Origin of the sequence: Streptomyces meridianus, assembly GCF_023703325.1 — a bacterium.
Classification (GTDB): Bacteria; Actinomycetota; Actinomycetes; order Streptomycetales; family Streptomycetaceae; genus Streptomyces; species Streptomyces meridianus.
Map to the genome: position 1 here is coordinate 16441 of NZ_JAMQGM010000011.1, position 15453 is coordinate 31893.

The 15453-nt window shown below is 71.3% G+C and carries 14 protein-coding genes and 3 pseudogenes; 10 read left to right on the forward strand and 7 right to left on the reverse strand.

Going from position 1 to position 15453, the window contains the following annotated elements:
* The first annotated feature begins 206 nt into the window (after positions 1 to 206).
* The 4 genes from uraD (at position 207) to M1E25_RS04675 (ending at position 3537) form a co-directional block, all read left to right on the forward strand.
* Positions 207 to 722: a 2-oxo-4-hydroxy-4-carboxy-5-ureidoimidazoline decarboxylase gene (gene uraD / locus M1E25_RS04660; protein ID WP_251410000.1), complete on the forward strand. Its 516-nt coding sequence runs from the start codon at positions 207 to 209 to the stop codon at positions 720 to 722.
* The gene (gene uraH / locus M1E25_RS04665; RefSeq protein ID WP_251410003.1) at positions 719 to 1117 is read left to right on the forward strand and encodes a hydroxyisourate hydrolase; all 399 of its coding nucleotides are present in this window, start codon (positions 719 to 721) and stop codon (positions 1115 to 1117) included. The genes uraD and uraH overlap by 4 nt, the downstream gene beginning before the upstream one ends.
* A 7-nt stretch (positions 1118 to 1124) precedes the next feature.
* The gene (gene pucL, locus M1E25_RS04670; protein ID WP_251410006.1) at positions 1125 to 2069 is read left to right on the forward strand and encodes a factor-independent urate hydroxylase; all 945 of its coding nucleotides are present in this window, start codon (positions 1125 to 1127) and stop codon (positions 2067 to 2069) included.
* 70 nt (positions 2070 to 2139) lie between these two features.
* On the forward strand, positions 2140 to 3537 hold the full coding sequence (locus tag M1E25_RS04675) for an 8-oxoguanine deaminase (RefSeq protein WP_251410009.1): 1398 nt from the start codon (positions 2140 to 2142) through the stop codon (positions 3535 to 3537).
* Between the two features lie 200 nt (positions 3538 to 3737).
* On the opposite strand, the pseudogene M1E25_RS04680 reads toward M1E25_RS04675, so the two are convergent.
* Positions 3738 to 4148, reverse strand: a pseudogene (locus M1E25_RS04680) (GyrI-like domain-containing protein); the annotation flags it as partial.
* Between the two features lie 122 nt (positions 4149 to 4270).
* Complete coding sequence (locus M1E25_RS04685; protein ID WP_251410012.1) at positions 4271 to 4438, reverse strand: hypothetical protein; 168 nt, start codon at positions 4436 to 4438, stop codon at positions 4271 to 4273.
* A gap of 138 nt (positions 4439 to 4576) precedes the next feature.
* On the opposite strand from M1E25_RS04685, the gene M1E25_RS04690 reads away from it, so the two are divergent.
* Positions 4577 to 5443 carry an RNA-guided endonuclease InsQ/TnpB family protein gene (locus M1E25_RS04690; RefSeq protein WP_251410015.1) on the forward strand — a complete coding sequence of 289 codons (867 nt, stop codon included), beginning with the start codon at positions 4577 to 4579 and terminating at the stop codon, positions 5441 to 5443.
* Between the two features lie 120 nt (positions 5444 to 5563).
* Here M1E25_RS04690 and M1E25_RS04695 read toward each other — a convergent pair.
* From M1E25_RS04695 to M1E25_RS04710, 4 genes and pseudogenes are all read right to left on the reverse strand, one after another.
* Positions 5564 to 5932, reverse strand: a pseudogene (locus tag M1E25_RS04695) (helix-turn-helix transcriptional regulator); the annotation flags it as partial.
* A 121-nt stretch (positions 5933 to 6053) separates the two neighbouring features.
* The gene (locus M1E25_RS04700; RefSeq protein WP_251410018.1) at positions 6054 to 6833 is read right to left on the reverse strand and encodes a class I SAM-dependent methyltransferase; all 780 of its coding nucleotides are present in this window, start codon (positions 6831 to 6833) and stop codon (positions 6054 to 6056) included.
* Between the two features lie 136 nt (positions 6834 to 6969).
* Positions 6970 to 8586 (reverse strand): malate synthase A, encoded by a 1617-nt coding sequence (gene aceB / locus M1E25_RS04705; protein ID WP_251410021.1) that lies wholly within the window; start codon positions 8584 to 8586, stop codon positions 6970 to 6972.
* 189 nt (positions 8587 to 8775) lie between these two features.
* Positions 8776 to 9405: pseudogene (locus tag M1E25_RS04710) on the reverse strand (nucleotidyltransferase family protein); the annotation flags it as partial.
* 324 nt (positions 9406 to 9729) lie between these two features.
* Between M1E25_RS04710 and M1E25_RS04715 the strand changes: the two are divergent.
* Complete coding sequence (locus M1E25_RS04715) at positions 9730 to 10035, forward strand: DUF5955 family protein (protein WP_251410159.1); 306 nt, start codon at positions 9730 to 9732, stop codon at positions 10033 to 10035.
* A gap of 197 nt (positions 10036 to 10232) precedes the next feature.
* On the opposite strand, the gene M1E25_RS04720 is transcribed toward M1E25_RS04715, so the two are convergent.
* Positions 10233 to 11042, reverse strand: coding sequence for an IclR family transcriptional regulator (locus M1E25_RS04720; protein WP_251410024.1), 810 nt, complete (start codon positions 11040 to 11042; stop codon positions 10233 to 10235).
* 344 nt (positions 11043 to 11386) lie between these two features.
* On the opposite strand from M1E25_RS04720, the gene allB reads away from it, so the two are divergent.
* The 4 genes from allB (at position 11387) to M1E25_RS04740 (ending at position 15394) form a co-directional block, all read left to right on the forward strand.
* Positions 11387 to 12697 (forward strand): allantoinase AllB, encoded by a 1311-nt coding sequence (allB, locus tag M1E25_RS04725; RefSeq protein ID WP_251410161.1) that lies wholly within the window; start codon positions 11387 to 11389, stop codon positions 12695 to 12697.
* The gene (alc, locus tag M1E25_RS04730; RefSeq protein ID WP_251410027.1) at positions 12694 to 13839 is read left to right on the forward strand and encodes an allantoicase; all 1146 of its coding nucleotides are present in this window, start codon (positions 12694 to 12696) and stop codon (positions 13837 to 13839) included. Before allB ends, alc begins: the two co-directional genes overlap by 4 nt.
* A 212-nt stretch (positions 13840 to 14051) precedes the next feature.
* Positions 14052 to 14483, forward strand: coding sequence for a guanyl-specific ribonuclease (locus M1E25_RS04735; RefSeq protein ID WP_251410030.1), 432 nt, complete (start codon positions 14052 to 14054; stop codon positions 14481 to 14483).
* A gap of 263 nt (positions 14484 to 14746) precedes the next feature.
* Positions 14747 to 15394, forward strand: a complete 648-nt coding sequence (locus tag M1E25_RS04740) for a bifunctional 4-hydroxy-2-oxoglutarate aldolase/2-dehydro-3-deoxy-phosphogluconate aldolase (RefSeq protein ID WP_251410033.1) — start codon at positions 14747 to 14749, stop codon at positions 15392 to 15394.
* Positions 15395 to 15453: the final 59 nt, after the last annotated feature.

Sequence of the window (15453 nt, forward strand, 5' to 3'; positions counted from 1 at the left end):
TTCCCGGGTGGCTCGCGGCGTCCGGTGCGGTGCATCGCAAGGCGGAGAATCGTCCTCGTACCGGGCGTACTCGGGCGATGCGACAACGCAGCGAGGCGCCGTACAGGGCGTCGCGAGCAGGTGAACTTTTCCGGCCACAGCACCAGGAACGCGCCGAGGACCGCTCGGCGCCCAGCCCCGACAGCTTGCAGGCCGCGGAGGATCCCGTGACGTCGAGCCCGACCCCCGGCCTGTCCCGGCTCAACACCGCCGAGGACAGCGAGGCGCGCGCCGTACTGAGGAAGGTGTGCACCAGTTCCTCCTGGACGAGTGAGGTGCTCGCCCGCCGTCCCTACGAAGACCTCGACGCCCTCCTCTCGGCCAATGACGCCGCCATGGCCGGGCTGACCGCCGACGACCTCGACGAGGCCATGGCCGGACACCCTCCCATCGGGCGGCCCGAGCCGGGCGACCCGGCCTCCACCCGCGAGCAGCGCGGCATGGCGGACGCCCCGGAGGACCTGAAGACCGAGATGCGCGAACTGAACCTCGCCTACCAGCAGCGGTTCGGCCACGTCTTCCTCATCTGCGCCTCCGGCCTCGGCGCCGAACAGATGCGGGAGGCGATCCGCCACCGGATCGACAATGCTCCCGCGCAGGAGCGGGAGATCGTCCGGACTCAGCTCGGCCTCATCAACCGCATCCGCCTCACCCGTCTGGCGGAGGAGGGAGGAACCGCGTGACCAGCCCCAGGCCGACATCGGTCTCCACGCACATCCTGGACACCGGGCTCGGACGCCCCGCAGCAGGTGTCGCCGTCAGCTTGTCCGTCCGCAGCGGCCCCGGTGGAACGTGGCACGAGCACGGGGCCTCCGTTACGGACGCCGACGGCCGCTGCAAGGACCTGCCCGCCCTCGCCGAGGGCACCACCCACGCACGTCTCGAGTTCGCCACCGAGGCATACTTCGCCGGCCGCACCGCCGGTCAGGGCGGAAGCGCGGACGCCGGCTCCTCCGGCGAGGGCGCCGTCTGCTTCTTCCCCGAGGTCGCGATCACCTTTGCCGTCGACCCGGGCGAGCACTACCACGTGCCTCTGCTGCTCAGCCCGTTCGGCTACTCCGTATACCGAGGGAGCTAGCACCGCCATGTCACCTTCCCGCAAGGCCGTCCTCGGCCAGAACCAGTACGGCAAGGCCGAGACCCGCGTCGTCAAGGTCACCCGCGACGGCAGCGTCCACCACATCAAGGATCTCAACGTCTCGGTGTCCCTCTCCGGCGACATGGACGAGGTCCACTACTCCGGCAGCAACGCCAACGTGCTGCCCACCGACACCACCAAGAACACCGTGTTCGCCTTCGCCCGGGAACACGGCATCGACAGCGCCGAGCAGTTCGGCATCCACCTGGCCCGGCACTTCGTCACCGGCCAGGAGGCGATCGGCACGGCACGGATCCGCATCGAGGAGTACGCCTGGGACCGGATCGGAGCGTCCGGGAGCGACTCCCGCACCGCCGGCGCCGACGAGATCAACCACTCGTTCGTCCGCAACGGCCGGGAGATCCGCACCGCCCAGATCACGTTCGACGGCGAGAACTGGGAGATCCTCACCGGACTCAAGGACCTCACCGTCCTCAACTCCACCAACTCGGAGTTCTGGGGCTACGTCAAGGACCGCTACACCACCCTGCCCGAGGCGTACGACCGCATCCTGGCCACAGACGTCTCCGCCTGCTGGCGCCACAACTGGACCTCGGACGACGAACGCTCGCCCGACTGGGACAGCAGCTACCAGCAGGCCCGCCGGCACATCCTCGAGGCCTTCGCCGAGACCTACAGCCTCTCGCTCCAGCAGACGCTGTTCCAGATGGGCTCCCGGGTCGTCGAGAACCTGCCCGAGATCGACGAGATCAGGTTCTCGCTGCCCAACAACCACCACTTCCTGGTGGACCTGGAGCCGTTCGGGCTCACCAATGAAAACGCCGACGGGGGTGTCTACTTCGCCGCCGACCGCCCCTACGGTCTGATCGAGGCGACCGTGCTGCGCGAGGGCGCGCAGCAGCGGATCCCGGTCGACATGACGAACCTCTGACGACCCTGAGCCCTGACAGCCGCACCTTCGGGGCGCAGATCCTGCCGAGAGAGAGAACGGGGAACACGACATGGCACCACCGACGGACTCCACCGGACCGGTCGAGCGCATCGTCATCGAGAACTGCGCCGTCGCCACGGTCGACGCCGACGACACCGAGTACGGCACCGGGCACGTCGTCGTCGCCGGGAACCGCATCGAGTCCGTCGGCGCGGGGCCCGCCCCCGACGGCCTGGACAACGTGGTCCGGCGGGTCGACGGCACCGGCCACCTCGCCACCCCGGGCCTGGTCAACACCCACCACCACTTCTACCAGTGGCTGACCCGCGGACTCGCCCAGGACTCCAACCTCTTCAACTGGCTGGTCGCGCTCTACCCCACCTGGTCCCGCATCGACGAGCCGATGGTGTACGCGGGGGCCCGCGGCTCCCTGGCCATGATGGTGCGCGGCGGCGTCACCAGCGCCATGGACCACCACTACGTCTTCCCACGGGGTTCCGGCGACCTGCTCGGCGCCGAGATCCGCGCCGCCCGCGAGATGGGGGTCCGCTTCCACCCCACGCGCGGCTCCATGGACCGCGGCGAGTCGGACGGCGGACTGCCGCCGGACTTCGCCGTCGAGACCACCGAAGCGGCGCTCCTCGCCACCGAGGAGGCCATCGACACCCACCACGACGCTTCGTTCGACTCGATGTTGCGCATCGGCGTCGCACCCTGCTCGCCGTTCTCCGTGTCCACCGACCTCATGCGTGAGGCCGCCGCCCTGGCCCGCCGCAAGGGAGTCCGGCTGCACACGCACGGCTCGGAGACCGTGGAGGAGGAGCAGTTCTGCAAGGAGCTGTTCGGCATGGGGCCCACCGACTACTTCGAGTCCACGGGCTGGCTGGGCGACGACGTGTGGATGGCCCACTGCGTGCACATGAACGACGCCGACATCGAGGCGTTCGCCCGCACCGGTACCGGCGTCGGGCACTGCCCCTCCTCCAACGCCCGCCTCGCCGCCGGAACCGCCCGGGTGCCCGACATGCTGAGGGCGGGAGTTCCCGTCGGGCTCGGCGTGGACGGAACCGCGTCCAACGAGTCGGGCGAACTCCACACCGAGCTGCGCAACGCACTGCTCATTCACCGGCTGGCCGGGGGCGAGAAGGCCCTGAACGTCCGGCAGGCCCTGCGGCTGGGCACCTACGGCGGGGCCCAAGTCCTGGGCAGACAGCGGGAGATCGGGTCGCTGGAGCCGGGCAAGCTCGCCGACCTGGTGCTGTGGAAGCTCGACGGTCTGGGGCACTCGACGATCGTCGACCCGGTCGCCGCGCTGGTGCTCGGTGCGGCGGCCCCGGTGACCCTCTCGCTGGTCAACGGGCGGCCGGTCGTCGAGGACAACCACCTCGCCACCGTCGACGAGGACACGATCGCCCGCGAGGCCCGCGACGAGGCCCGACGCCTCGCCCGTATCGCCGCCGGCGACTGAATCGGCCGACACCGCCCCGGCCGGGGGGAGCGCCCCCGGCCGGGTGGCCCTGTTGACGGCTGCCCTTTCGTGCCACACGGGCACGTGGTGATCACAGCGCCTGGTGCGTCGGGGCGAGCCGAACCGCGGCCGGCACAGAGACGATCCGCCGCGCCTGCCGGCGGCCCGGACCCGTCCGCGAGCCGCCGGCACATGCCCGCTCAGGCTGCGGGCTCCACGGGAATCCACAGTTCCGCGTCCGCCTCCGCCCTGTCCTGAACCAGGCCCACCCGCAGGATCTCGGGCCCCGGCCTGCTCCGGTACGGGTTCGAGGGGAACCACTGGGTGAACACGTCGGGCCACAGGTGTTGGAGCGCCTGCGGGAACGGGCCGGTGTTCTCGAAGACGGCCCACACTCCTGCCGGGACGGTGAGGGCGTCCATGTCCTCGGGCGTTGCGCGGCGGGTCACCACGCCGTGGTAATAGTCGAGTTCCGTTCCCTCCGCACGACTCGGATCGAGCTGGTCGCCCACTCCGACGATTCCCGCCGGTTCCTGGTCGGACAACGCCGTGATGCGCGCCAGCGCCTCGGGGTCGATGCCCCGGATGAACTCGGCGATCGCCGGGTTCACCGGACTTCTACCGAGGATGCCCGTCCTTCAGGGCCGGGAGGAATCGGCCCCTTGGTTCGGCGGCGCGGAGCGGCGTCGTTGTCGCTTCGTTGCCGGTCAAGCTGCGTTGTCAGTGGCCTTGTCTAGGTTGGCGGGGTGAAGTTGGTGGTGCAGGTGAAGCTGTTGCCGTCGCCGGAGCAGGCGGCGGCGCTGGAGGCGACGCTGCGTACGTGCAACGCGGCGGCGGACCGGGCCTCGGCAGCGGCGTTCGGGGCCGGTGTGTTCTCCCGCAACGACCTGCAAAAGCTCATCTACGCCGAGTTGAAGGCCGGCTTCGGGTTGTCGGCGCAGCCTGCGGTGCGCACGGTGAAGAAGGTCGTGGACGCCTACGCGACGTTGCGGGCGAGCCTCCGGGCCGGGAATCTTGGGGTCCGGGGTCGAGGCGGCGGGTGCGGGCGGAGTCGAAGCCGATCGTCTTCCGGCCCGACGCTGCGCAGCCCTTCGATGACCGGTGTTTGTCGTGGCAGTACGACGCGGGGACGGTGTCGATCTGGACGGTGGCGGGGCGGCTGCGCGGCGTCCCGTACATTGGCCATCGCGATCATCTGGCGATGCTGGCGAGATGTCGCAGGGGTGAGTCGGATCTGGTGCACCGCGACGGCAGGTGGTTCCTGCTGGCGACGTGTGAGGTCGAGGCCGCGCCGTTGAATACCGATCCGGTGGATTGGATCGGGGTGGATCGGGGCGTGGTGAACCTGGCCACTACCAGTGACGGGGGCAACCACACCGGCCGCCGGCTGGACCGTTATCGCAGGTGGCAGGCGCGCAAACGCAAGGAGTTGCAGGCCAAGCGCACCCGTTCGGCGAACCGCAGGCTCAAGCGGCGGGCGAAGAAGGAAGCCCGCCACGCCACTCACACCAACCACAAGATCGCGAAGACGATCGTGGCCGATGCGCAACGCACCGGACGCGGAATTGCCCTGGAGGATCTGGGTGGTATCCGCGACCGGGGACGGCTTCCAGCGCACCAGCGGGCCCGAGTGTCTTCCTGGCCGTTCCACCAGCTCGGCGAACATCTGGCCTACAAGGCTCAGCGGGCCGGGGTGCCGTTCCTGGAGGTGGACTCGGCCTACACCTCGCAGAGGTGTCCGCGGTGCGGGCACACCGCGAGGAACAACCGTCCCTGCCGGGACCGTTTCTGTTGTCGTCGGTGCGGCCTCGCTGGGCCCGCTGACGTCGTCGCCGGGGTCAATGTGCGCAACCGTGCACGCTCGGCGTGGGTGTTCGTCACCGCACCCGTACCACCAGGGACCTGACAACTTCCTGGACTGGTAGATGCGATCCGTGGCCGTCCTGTCGTAGGGGACAGCCGGGAGCGCGACCCGGCTTGAAGGCCACCGGGCACACAAGCTCGGTCCCTTCAGGGCCGAGAAGGTGACCCCCTCGTGGACGAGCGGGACGCGGGCCTTCCTGCCGGAACGCAGCGCCGCACCCGTGCGTCGGGCCTCACCCGGACCCACACCGTGGAACGTGCGGAAAGCACGGGCGAAGGCTTCCCCGGAGCCGTAGCCGTAGCGCACCGCGACGTCCAGCAGCGTCCGCTCGCCGGCGAACACCTCGGCGCCCGCGACGGTCAGCCGCCTGCGGCGGATGTACTCCGACAGCGGGACGCCGGCCAGCGCCGAGAACAACCGTCGGAAGTGATATTCCGACGTCACCGCGATGCGCGCGAGATCCGCCACGTCGATCGGCTGATCGAGGTGCGACTCGATGTGCTCCATGGCCTGGTTCAGCCGCTCCAGCATCCCGGACTCCTTCCCTGTCGTCACGCTAGGAAGGCGCCGCCGTGGTGGACCCGACTTTCCGTGCCCGACGCGGTCGGGTCGGAAGCGCTCGATCCGCGTACTCGTCGTGCAGGGACTCTGCTCACGTCCCGGACACGGCCCGGTCCGGTTTCCGCGCCTCGATGAGGAAGCGTGAGCTGTGGGCGACGAAGGGGCCCTCGGCCTCGATCCGATCGTGCAGCAGGGCCAGTTCGCGCCGGTAGCGGTCGACCGTGAAACCGGGGACGATCCAGATCACCTTGCGGAGGAAGTACACGACGGCGCCGATGTCGTGGAACTCCATCCGCAAGGTGGCCGTCCGCAGGTCGGTGACCTCCAGCCCCGCCTTCTCGGCGGCAGCGCGGGCGTCCTCGGAATTCCGGGCCCGGTGGGCCTCCGGCGGCAGCGGGCCGAGGAAGTGCTCGGAGAGCGCGAACACGCTCGCCGGACCGACCTGTTGGGAGAAGTACGTGCCGCCGGGGCACAGCACCCGCGAGATCTCCTCCCACCAGGTGGTGACCGGATGCCGGCTCACGACCAGGTCGAACGCCTCGTCCGCGAACGGCAGCGGAGGCTCGTCCGGGTCGGCGACCACCACCGCACCGCGCGGGTGCAGCAACCGCGTGGCCCGCGCCACGTTGGGCGGCCATGACTCGGTGGCGGCGCACAGCGGCGGGAGCACCGGCGCTTCGGCGAGCACCTCGCCGCCGCCGGTCTGGACGTCCAGTGCCGCGGTGGCCTTCGCCATCCGCCCGGCCATTGCCCGCGCGTAGCCCCACGGGGGGCGTTCCTCGCTCGCCCGCCCCTCCAGCCAGGAGAAGTCCCAGCCGTCCACGGGAACCGACTCGGCTTCGGACACGAGCGCTTCGAAGGTCGTCACCATGCCCGTGACTGTGGCAGCCCTGCGCACGCGTGGGCCACCGCTTTTCCGGCTCAGTGCCCGGTGACCCGGGTGCCGTTCTCTTCCGCTGTCCACAGCGGAAGAGAACGGCACGTGAGCCACGGGCCGGTGCGGCGGCTCAGTCCAGCAACTCGTACGCGGGCAGGGTGAGGAAGTCCCGGTAGTCCTCGTCGAGGGCGACCTGGAGCAGCAGGTCGTGCGCCTGCTGCCAGCGTCCGGCAGCGAACGCCTCCTCGCCGATCTCCTCGCGGACGGCGGTGAGTTCCTCGGCGGCGATCAGGCGGGCCAGTTCGGGCGTTACCTTCTCGCCGGTGTCCAGCACCACCCCGGCGTTGATCCACTGCCAGATCTGGGACCGGGAGATCTCGGCCGTGGCGGCGTCCTCCATGAGGTTGAAGATGGCCACCGCTCCCAGGCCGCGCAGCCACGCCTCGATGTACCGCATGCCGACCTGCACGGCGTTGCGCAGCCCGTCCGCGGTGGGCTTGGCCTCCAGCGAGTCGATCGCGGTCAGCTGTTCGGCGGTGACGTGCACGTCCTCGCGCAGCCGGTCCTTCTGGTTCGGCCGGTCCCCGAGGACGGTGTCGAACGAGGCCTGGGCGACCGGCACCAGGTCGGGGTGCGCGACCCAGGAGCCGTCGAAGCCGTCGTTCGCCTCGCGGTCCTTGTCGGCCTTGACCTTCTCGAACGCGACCTTGTTGACCTCCGCGTCCCGGCGCGAGGGGATGAAGGCGGCCATGCCGCCGATCGCGTGCGCGCCCCGCTTGTGGCAGGTGCGCACCAGGAGTTCGGTGTAGGCGCGCATGAAGGGGGCGGTCATCGTCACCGCGTTGCGGTCGGGAAGCACGAACTTCTGCCCGCCGTCGCGGAAGTTCTTGACGATGGAGAACAGGTAGTCCCACCGGCCCGCGTTGAGTCCCGAGGCGTGGTCGCGCAGCTCGTAGAGGATCTCCTCCATCTCGTACGCGGCGGTGATCGTCTCGATCAGGACGGTCGCGCGCACCGTGCCCTGCGGGATGCCCAGGTACTCCTGCGCGAAGACGAAGACGTCGTTCCACAGCCGTGCTTCGAGGTGGGACTCCATCTTCGGGAGGTAGAAGTACGGGCCCTTGCCGAGGTCGATCAGCCGCTGCGCGTTGTGGAAGAAATACAGCCCGAAGTCGACGAGTCCGCCCGGGACCGGGCCCGCTTCCGAACGCAGGTGGCGCTCGTTCAGGTGCCAGCCGCGCGGGCGCATGACGACGGTGGCGAGTTCATCGGCCGGCCGCAGCGCATACGTCTTGCCCTGCCCGCTGGTGAAGTCGATCCGGCGCTCGTAGGCGTCGGTCATGTTGAGCTGGCCGAGGACCACGTTCTCCCAGGTGGGGGAGGAGGCGTCCTCGAAGTCGGCGAGCCACACCCGGGCGCCCGAGTTGAGCGCGTTGATCGTCATCTTCCGGTCCGTCGGGCCGGTGATCTCCACGCGGCGGTCCTCCAGGGCCGGGGGAGCCGGGGCCACCTGCCACGCGCCCTCCCGGATGTGCGCGGTGTCGGGGAGGAAGTCCAGCCTGCCGGTCCGGGCGATCTCCGCGCGCCGCTCCCTGCGCAGTTCCAGCAGCTCATTGCGGCGCGGGGTGAAGCGCCGGTGCAGTTCGGCGAGGAAGGCGAGCGCCGGCTCGGTGAGGACCTCCTCCTGCCGGGGAAGAGTCGGGGCGTCGACGACGGTGACCGGCGAGGACGGCGCTGGTGCGGACATGAGTTGTCACTCCTTCAGCGGGCGGTGCCCCGGGACGTGTTCCCGGCAGCCCTTCTGGCTTGTGGAGACTAGTTTCCTCATGGTGGAACTTCAATGGGAGGCATCGGTTGCGGAACCGGGTGGGGCCGGCGGGCGGTGGGCCGGGTCGGCGCCCTCGCGGGCCGCTCGGGCCGCTCGGGCCGGGGGGTGTTCCAGCAGTCCGAGGTCCTCGGGGGTGTCGATGTCGTCGGGGCTCGCGATGTCGGAGCACTCCACCACGAGGATCTCGGCCTCGTGCCGCCGCAGGTAGTCGCGGGCCCCGCGGTCGCCCGACGCGCTCGCCCCGACATCCGTCCAGCGGTCGGACCCGATCAGCACAGGATGCCCGCGGCGGCCGTCGTACACGGCGGCGGCGAGCGCCGTACGGGTTCTCGACGCGGCACCCACCACGCGCGCCACGGCGTCCGCGCCGATCCGCGGCTGGTCCACGAGCAGGACGACGACCGCCCGTGCTCCGGACCGGGCCAGCGACGCCAGTCCGGCCCGCAGCGAGGACCCCATGCCCTCGGCCCAGTCCGGGTTGTCCACGAGCACGCAACGGGGGAGCCGGGCCCGCTCGCGCACCTGAGCGGCCGTCGCGCCGAGCACCACATGGACCGGCCCGCATCCGGCGTCCAGCAGGGCCCTCGCCCGGTCCTCGACGAGCGGCCGGCCGTCCGTGTCGAGCAGTGCCTTCGGGCGGCCGCCGAGCCGCCGGCCCGCGCCGGCCGCGAGGAGCAGTCCCGCCACCGGCGCCGCCGCACCGCTCTCTTCCCTCTCCCGACCGATGTCCCGACCCATGCCCCCGATCCTTGCAGGCCGAGCCCTTCGGGGGGACATGTGCCCCGTGGCGTTGCCCGGAAGCCCCGCCCCGGGGGCCTCCCGGAGGGGACCGGACCGCGGACGTCATCCTTGGGGTTGAATTTCGCCCTCCGTGTAGATGTCGGTGCGGAGAGTGGCGTTAACTGGTCCTGTTCCTGCTCGTGCGGCCGTCGACCGGTGGCAGTGCAGGGAGGCGGGAACATGCAGGCAGGGCACGGAACCGGGGGGTGCCGGTTGCGCGAGGAACTGATCATCGACGGAACGCTCCCGGGCGCCGAGGTGGCCGGAGAGGGCGCTGTGGCCGTGGAACACGGGCGGACAGCAGAGGCCGGCGGCGGCGACCCGAGGGTGGCGCGGTTGCGGCAGGCGGTGGCGCGACTGCGCCGCGAACTGGCCGGGCATCCCGCCGATCTGCCGGACCGCACCGTCGCCGAGGACGAACTCGCCGTTCTGGACGCCATGGTGAGCACCGGTTTTCCCGAGGTTCCGCGGTTGCGTCATTCGCTGCTGCTGGTGGCCGGGGCAGTGGGCTCGGTCAGTGCTCTGGGTGCTGCGCTCCGCGAGGTGCGCAAGGCCGTGGAGATCTTCACGGACCCACAGGGCCGCTGACCGGATCAGCCGCTCGCAGTCGCGCTGGCGCAGGACCGCGGCCGGTTCCCGCAGACGGGAGAACATCGGCGGAGCAGGGCCGCGCCCGCCGGCAGTATGCATTCCGCCGTGGCCGCAAACCGGCGCAGAGGTCCGACGGTCCCGGCCGACGCGCGTCCTGCCGGCGGACATCCGGTCGGCGTCCCCGTGGGCCGGCCTCAACCGGGCTGACCCGCCGGGCCGTCGTCGAAGGCGGCCGACAGTTCCGCCGCCACCTCCTTCAGCATGGGCACGAGCCGGTCCGTCTGGGCCTCGGTGAGGCGGCCGGCCGGTCCGGAGACCGAGATGGCAGCGGCCGTGGGGGCGCCCGGCACACCGACGGCCAGGCAGCGGACGCCGATCTCCTGCTCGTTGTCGTCGATGGCATACCCCGTCTCGCGGACCTGCTCCAGGGCGTCCAGGAACGCGTCCGGGGACGTGATCGTCCGCTCGGTCGCCGCGGGCATGCCCGTGCGGGCCAGCAGGGCACGGACCTCGTCGGCGCGGAACTGGGCGAGCAGTGCCTTCCCCACGCCCGTGGAGTGGGGAAGGACCCGGCGGCCGACTTCGGTGAACATCCGCATGGCGTGCCGGGAGGGCACCTGGGCGACGTACACCACCTCGTCGCCGTCGAGCAGGGCCATGTTCGCCGTCTCGCCGGTCTCCTCCACCAGCCGGGCCAGATGCGGGCGGGCCCAGGTGCCGAGCAGACGCGCCGAGGTCTCGCCGAGCCGGATCAGCCGGGGTCCCAACGCGTAACGGCGGTCGGGCAGTTGGCGGACGTATCCGCAGGAGACCAGCGTGCGCATCAGCCGGTGAATGGTGGGCAGTGGCAGCCCGCTGTCGGCCGATAGTCTGCTCAGCCCCACCTCGCCACCGGCATCGGCCATCCGCTCCAGGAGGTCGAAGGCGCGCTCGAGGGACTGCACGCCGCCCGTCCCGCTTCCTGATCTGGCCTGTGCGGAAGTGCTTTCGCGTGACGGCGGCACGTCGCGTTCCTTTCGGGACGGGAAGGGCCGGTGATCGCGTCGGGTGCGCGGACCGCGCCGGCCGGCACGTGGCAGCCTACCTGCCGGCCGGATGCGCGGGCCGGGGCCGCATGGGATCGCCGCCGGTCACGCGGGTCCCGCGGCCGAGGTCGGCCCGGGGGGTCTTGACGGTGCCGGGCGCGAAGTGAAGACTTTCGTTCAACAGAACGTTGAATACTGCCGGGTCGGAGGCATGCCCCGCTCCGCCCTCCGGTCGCGGTGCTCGCCGCGGGCGGGCGCCGAGCGTGAAGTGGAGGAACCGGGTGTCCCGAGCGGAACTGGTCCTGAGGGCCCGGCGTGTGGTCATGCCGGACGGCACCCGCCCGGCCTCGGTCGCCGTGACCGGAGGCCGGATCGAGGGCGTTCTCCCGTACGACGCCGAGGTTCCGGCCGGGGCGCAACTGGAGGACTTCGGCGACGACGTGCTGCTGCCCGGCCTGGTCGACACCCATGTGCACGTGAACGACCCCGGCCGCAGCGCCTGGGAGGGTTTCGCGTCCGCGACCCGGGCGGCGGCGGCCGGCGGGATCACCACCCTGGTCGACATGCCGCTGAACAGCATCCCGCCGACGGTGAGTGTCGCGCACCTGGAGACGAAACGAGCCGTCGCCCGCGGCAAGGCATACATCGACGTCGGCTTCTGGGGTGGCGCGGTGCCCGGAAACCTCCGGGACCTGGCTCCGCTGCACGAGGCCGGCGTGTTCGGCTTCAAGTGCTTCCTCCTGCCGTCCGGTGTGGACGAGTTCCCGCACCTCGGCGCGGACGAACTCACCGGTGCCATGCGCGAGATCGCCGGGTTCGACGGCCTGCTCATCGTGCACGCGGAGGATCCGCACCTCATCGGCTCCGCGCCGCACGCCCCCGGCCCGCGCTACGCCGACTTCCTCGCCTCCCGCCCCCGGGAGGCGGAGAACGCGGCGGTCTCCCGCCTGATCGGAACGGCGAAACGGCTCGGGGCCCGGGTGCACGTCCTGCACCTTTCCTCGGCCGATGCGCTGCCGCTCATCGCCGGTGCCAAGCGGGAGGGAGTGCGGGTCAGTGTCGAGACCTGTCCGCACTTCCTCACCTTGACGGCGGAGGAAGTCCCCGACGGGGCAACGGAGTTCAAGTGCTGCCCGCCGATCCGCGAGGCCGCCAACCAGGACGCCCTCTGGCAGGGTCTCGCGGACGGTGTCATCGACTGCGTCGTCTCCGATCACTCACCCTGCACGCCTGATCTCAAGCGCTTCGACACCGGTGACTTCGCCGAGGCCTGGGGCGGCATCTCCTCCCTGCAACTGGGGCTGCCCGCGGTCTGGACGGAGGCCCGCAGGCGTGGTCACGCCGTCGAGGACGTGGCGCGGTGGATGGCGACCGCGCCCGCGGAGCTGGCGGGGCTCGACCGCAAGGGAGCCATCGAAGCGGGCCGCGACGCCGACTTCGCCGTCCTCGCCCCGGACGAGACGTTCACGGTGGACCCCGTGCGGCTCCACCACCGCAACCCGGTCACGGCCTATGCAGGACGCACACTCCACGGCGTCGTGCGGTCCACCTGGCTGCGCGGGCGCCGTATCGCGGACCACGGCAGCACCACCGGGCCCACCGGCCGACTTCTCGAGAGGCAGAACCGGGCATGACAGCGGAGATCGTACGTTTCACCGGCGACGCGAACCCCTACTCCGGCGGGGACCCCTACGCCGACTACCGGGCCGCCGAGTTCCCCTTCACCACGCTCGTCGACCTGGCCGACCGGCGGCTGGGGGCCGGAGTCGTCGCCGCGAACGACGAGTTCTTCGCCGAGCGGGAGAACCTCCTCGTTCCCGGGCCGGCCCGGTTCGACCCGGCGCATTTCGGCCACAAGGGCAAGGTGATGGACGGCTGGGAGACCCGCCGGCGGCGTGGTGCGGGCACGGAGACCCCCCACCCGGACGCCGACGACCACGACTGGGCGCTCATCAGGCTCGGCGTGCCCGGGGTGGTCCGGGGCATCGTCGTCGACACGGCGCACTTCCGCGGCAACTACCCGCAGGCGGTCAGTGTCGAGGCGGCCTGTGTGGACGGTGTCGTCACGCCCGGTGAACTTCTCGCGCCCGGTGTCGAGTGGACGGAGATCGTTCCCCGGACGCCCGTCGGCGGCCACGCGGCCAACGGCTTTGCCGTGGACTGCGAGCGCCGCTTCACGCATCTGCGCCTCAAGCAGCATCCCGACGGGGGGATCGCACGGCTGCGGGTGCACGGTGAGGTCGCTCCCGATCCGGTGTGGCTCACCGCGCTCGGCACGTTCGACGTCGTCGCGCTGGAGAACGGCGGACGGGTCGAGGACGCGTCCGACCGCTTCTACTCGCCGCCCGCCAACACCATCGCGCCGGGCCGTTCGCACCGCATGGACGACGGCTGGGAGACCCGGCGCCGCCGCGACCGGGGCAACGACTGGGTCCGCTACGCGCTCGCGGGCCGGGCCGCGATCAGGGCCGTCGAGATCGACACCGCCTACCTCAAGGGCAATGCGGCCGGATGGGCGGCCGTCCACGCACTCGATGCGCAGAGCGGTGCGGATCCGGCCGACCACACCTCGGCGGCCTGGACCGAACTCCTGCCGCGCACTCGGCTCCAGCCGGACACCCTCCACCGCTTCCTGCTGGACGAGCCGCCGCCGGCCACCCATGTGCGGATCGACATCTTCCCCGACGGCGGGATCGCCCGGCTGCGGCTGCACGGAAGCCTCACCCCGGAAGCCCTCGCCGAGCTGACGGAACGTCATCGCATGCTCGGCGGATGACGTCGTGCTGCCTGCCGGCGCACCCGGACCGGTTCCGGCCCGGATGCGCCGGCATGGCCGGAACCGGCTCCGGCGCGCGTCGCCGACCGCGGGGAATCGGCCACTCCGGGTGTGAACGCCGTCGGCCGCAACGGCCGAGGAACGTGAACGTCTCGCGGAATTCGGGTGGTTGACGTTGACATGTCGCACTCTACGCGCGTCATTCTCGTCCCATGCGATTCCCCCCACACATCATCAGGATCGGCGCCCTGGGCGCCCTGGCCTCCGCCCTCCTCTTCGGCGGACCGGCCGTCGCCACCCCGGCGGCGACGGCCGCCCCCGCCCCCGCACACTCCGTCACGGCCCCGGCGGCCGCGGCGGTCGGCGACATCTGCTACACGAACCTGCCGCCCGAGGCCCACGACACCCTGGACCTCATCGAGTCGGGCGGCCCCTACCCGTATCCGCAGGACGGCACCGTCTTCCAGAACCGTGAGGGCCTCCTGCCGCCCCAGAGCTCCGGCTACTACCACGAGTACACGGTGATCACCCCCGGCTCTCCCGACCGCGGAGCGCGCCGCATCGTCACCGGCGAGGACGTCGAGGAGGACTACTACACCGCCGACCACTACGCGTCGTTCGACCTCGTCGACCACGGCTGCTGACCGCCGGACGGCAGCGCCGTCCGCAGTGGCGACCGCACCCCGCACGGGCGGCCGCCACTGCGGCATGTCCGCAAAACGCCCCCACCGGAAGTCGATGTCGGTGCTGCCCGGTACGGTTCAGGTCAGAAGCGACGTACGGCGGGCAAGGGGACCCAAGGGTGGCAAAGGTGCGTGCCTGCGCAGAGCCTCCCACCGGTCGGCCACGCGTCGCTCCCGAACCCGCCCACCGGGGCGGGTGAACCGACGAAGGGCGACGAACTGCCGTGTACCGATGGGAGATCACCACAGCCGTGCTGGCGCAGCGGGTATTCGCCGTGGTTCGTGCCGACAGCTACGACCAGGCGGCTGCGACGGCGGACACCCTCATCTCCGGGGGGATCTGCAGTCTCGAGATATCGCTGACGACGCCGTTCGCCCTGGAGGTCGTCACGACCCTGACCCGCGAGGTCGGCGAGGAAGCGCTGATCGGAGCGGGCACCGTCCTCGACGCGACCTCGGCCCGGATGGCCGTCGACGCGGGAGCGCGCTTCCTCGTCTCCCCGGGGCTGGACGAAGACGTGATCCGCACCGGCCATCGCTACGGGGTTCCGGTCTTCCCCGGCGTGGCCACGCCCACCGAGATGATGCGGGCCCTGGAACTCGGGGCCGACGCACTCAACCTCTTCCCGGCCTCGGCCCACCGGCCGGCCTGGATCAAGGCGGTGCGCGCCACGCTGCCGCACGCGCCCCTGCTGCCGAGCGGAGGAGTCACGGTCGAGGACGCCCCCGACTGGATCGCCGCGGGCGCGGCGGCCTGCGGAATCGGATCGGACCTCTCCGAGGGCGACCGTGACGCCGTTGCCAAGCGCACCGCCGACCTGTTCTCCCGTCTGGCCGAAGCGGCCCCGCCGCCTCGGACGTCCGGCCCGTGACTCCGGCCGGCCGTGAGGAAGCCGTGCCCTCCGGCCGGCGGCGATTCGCACCGCCCGGT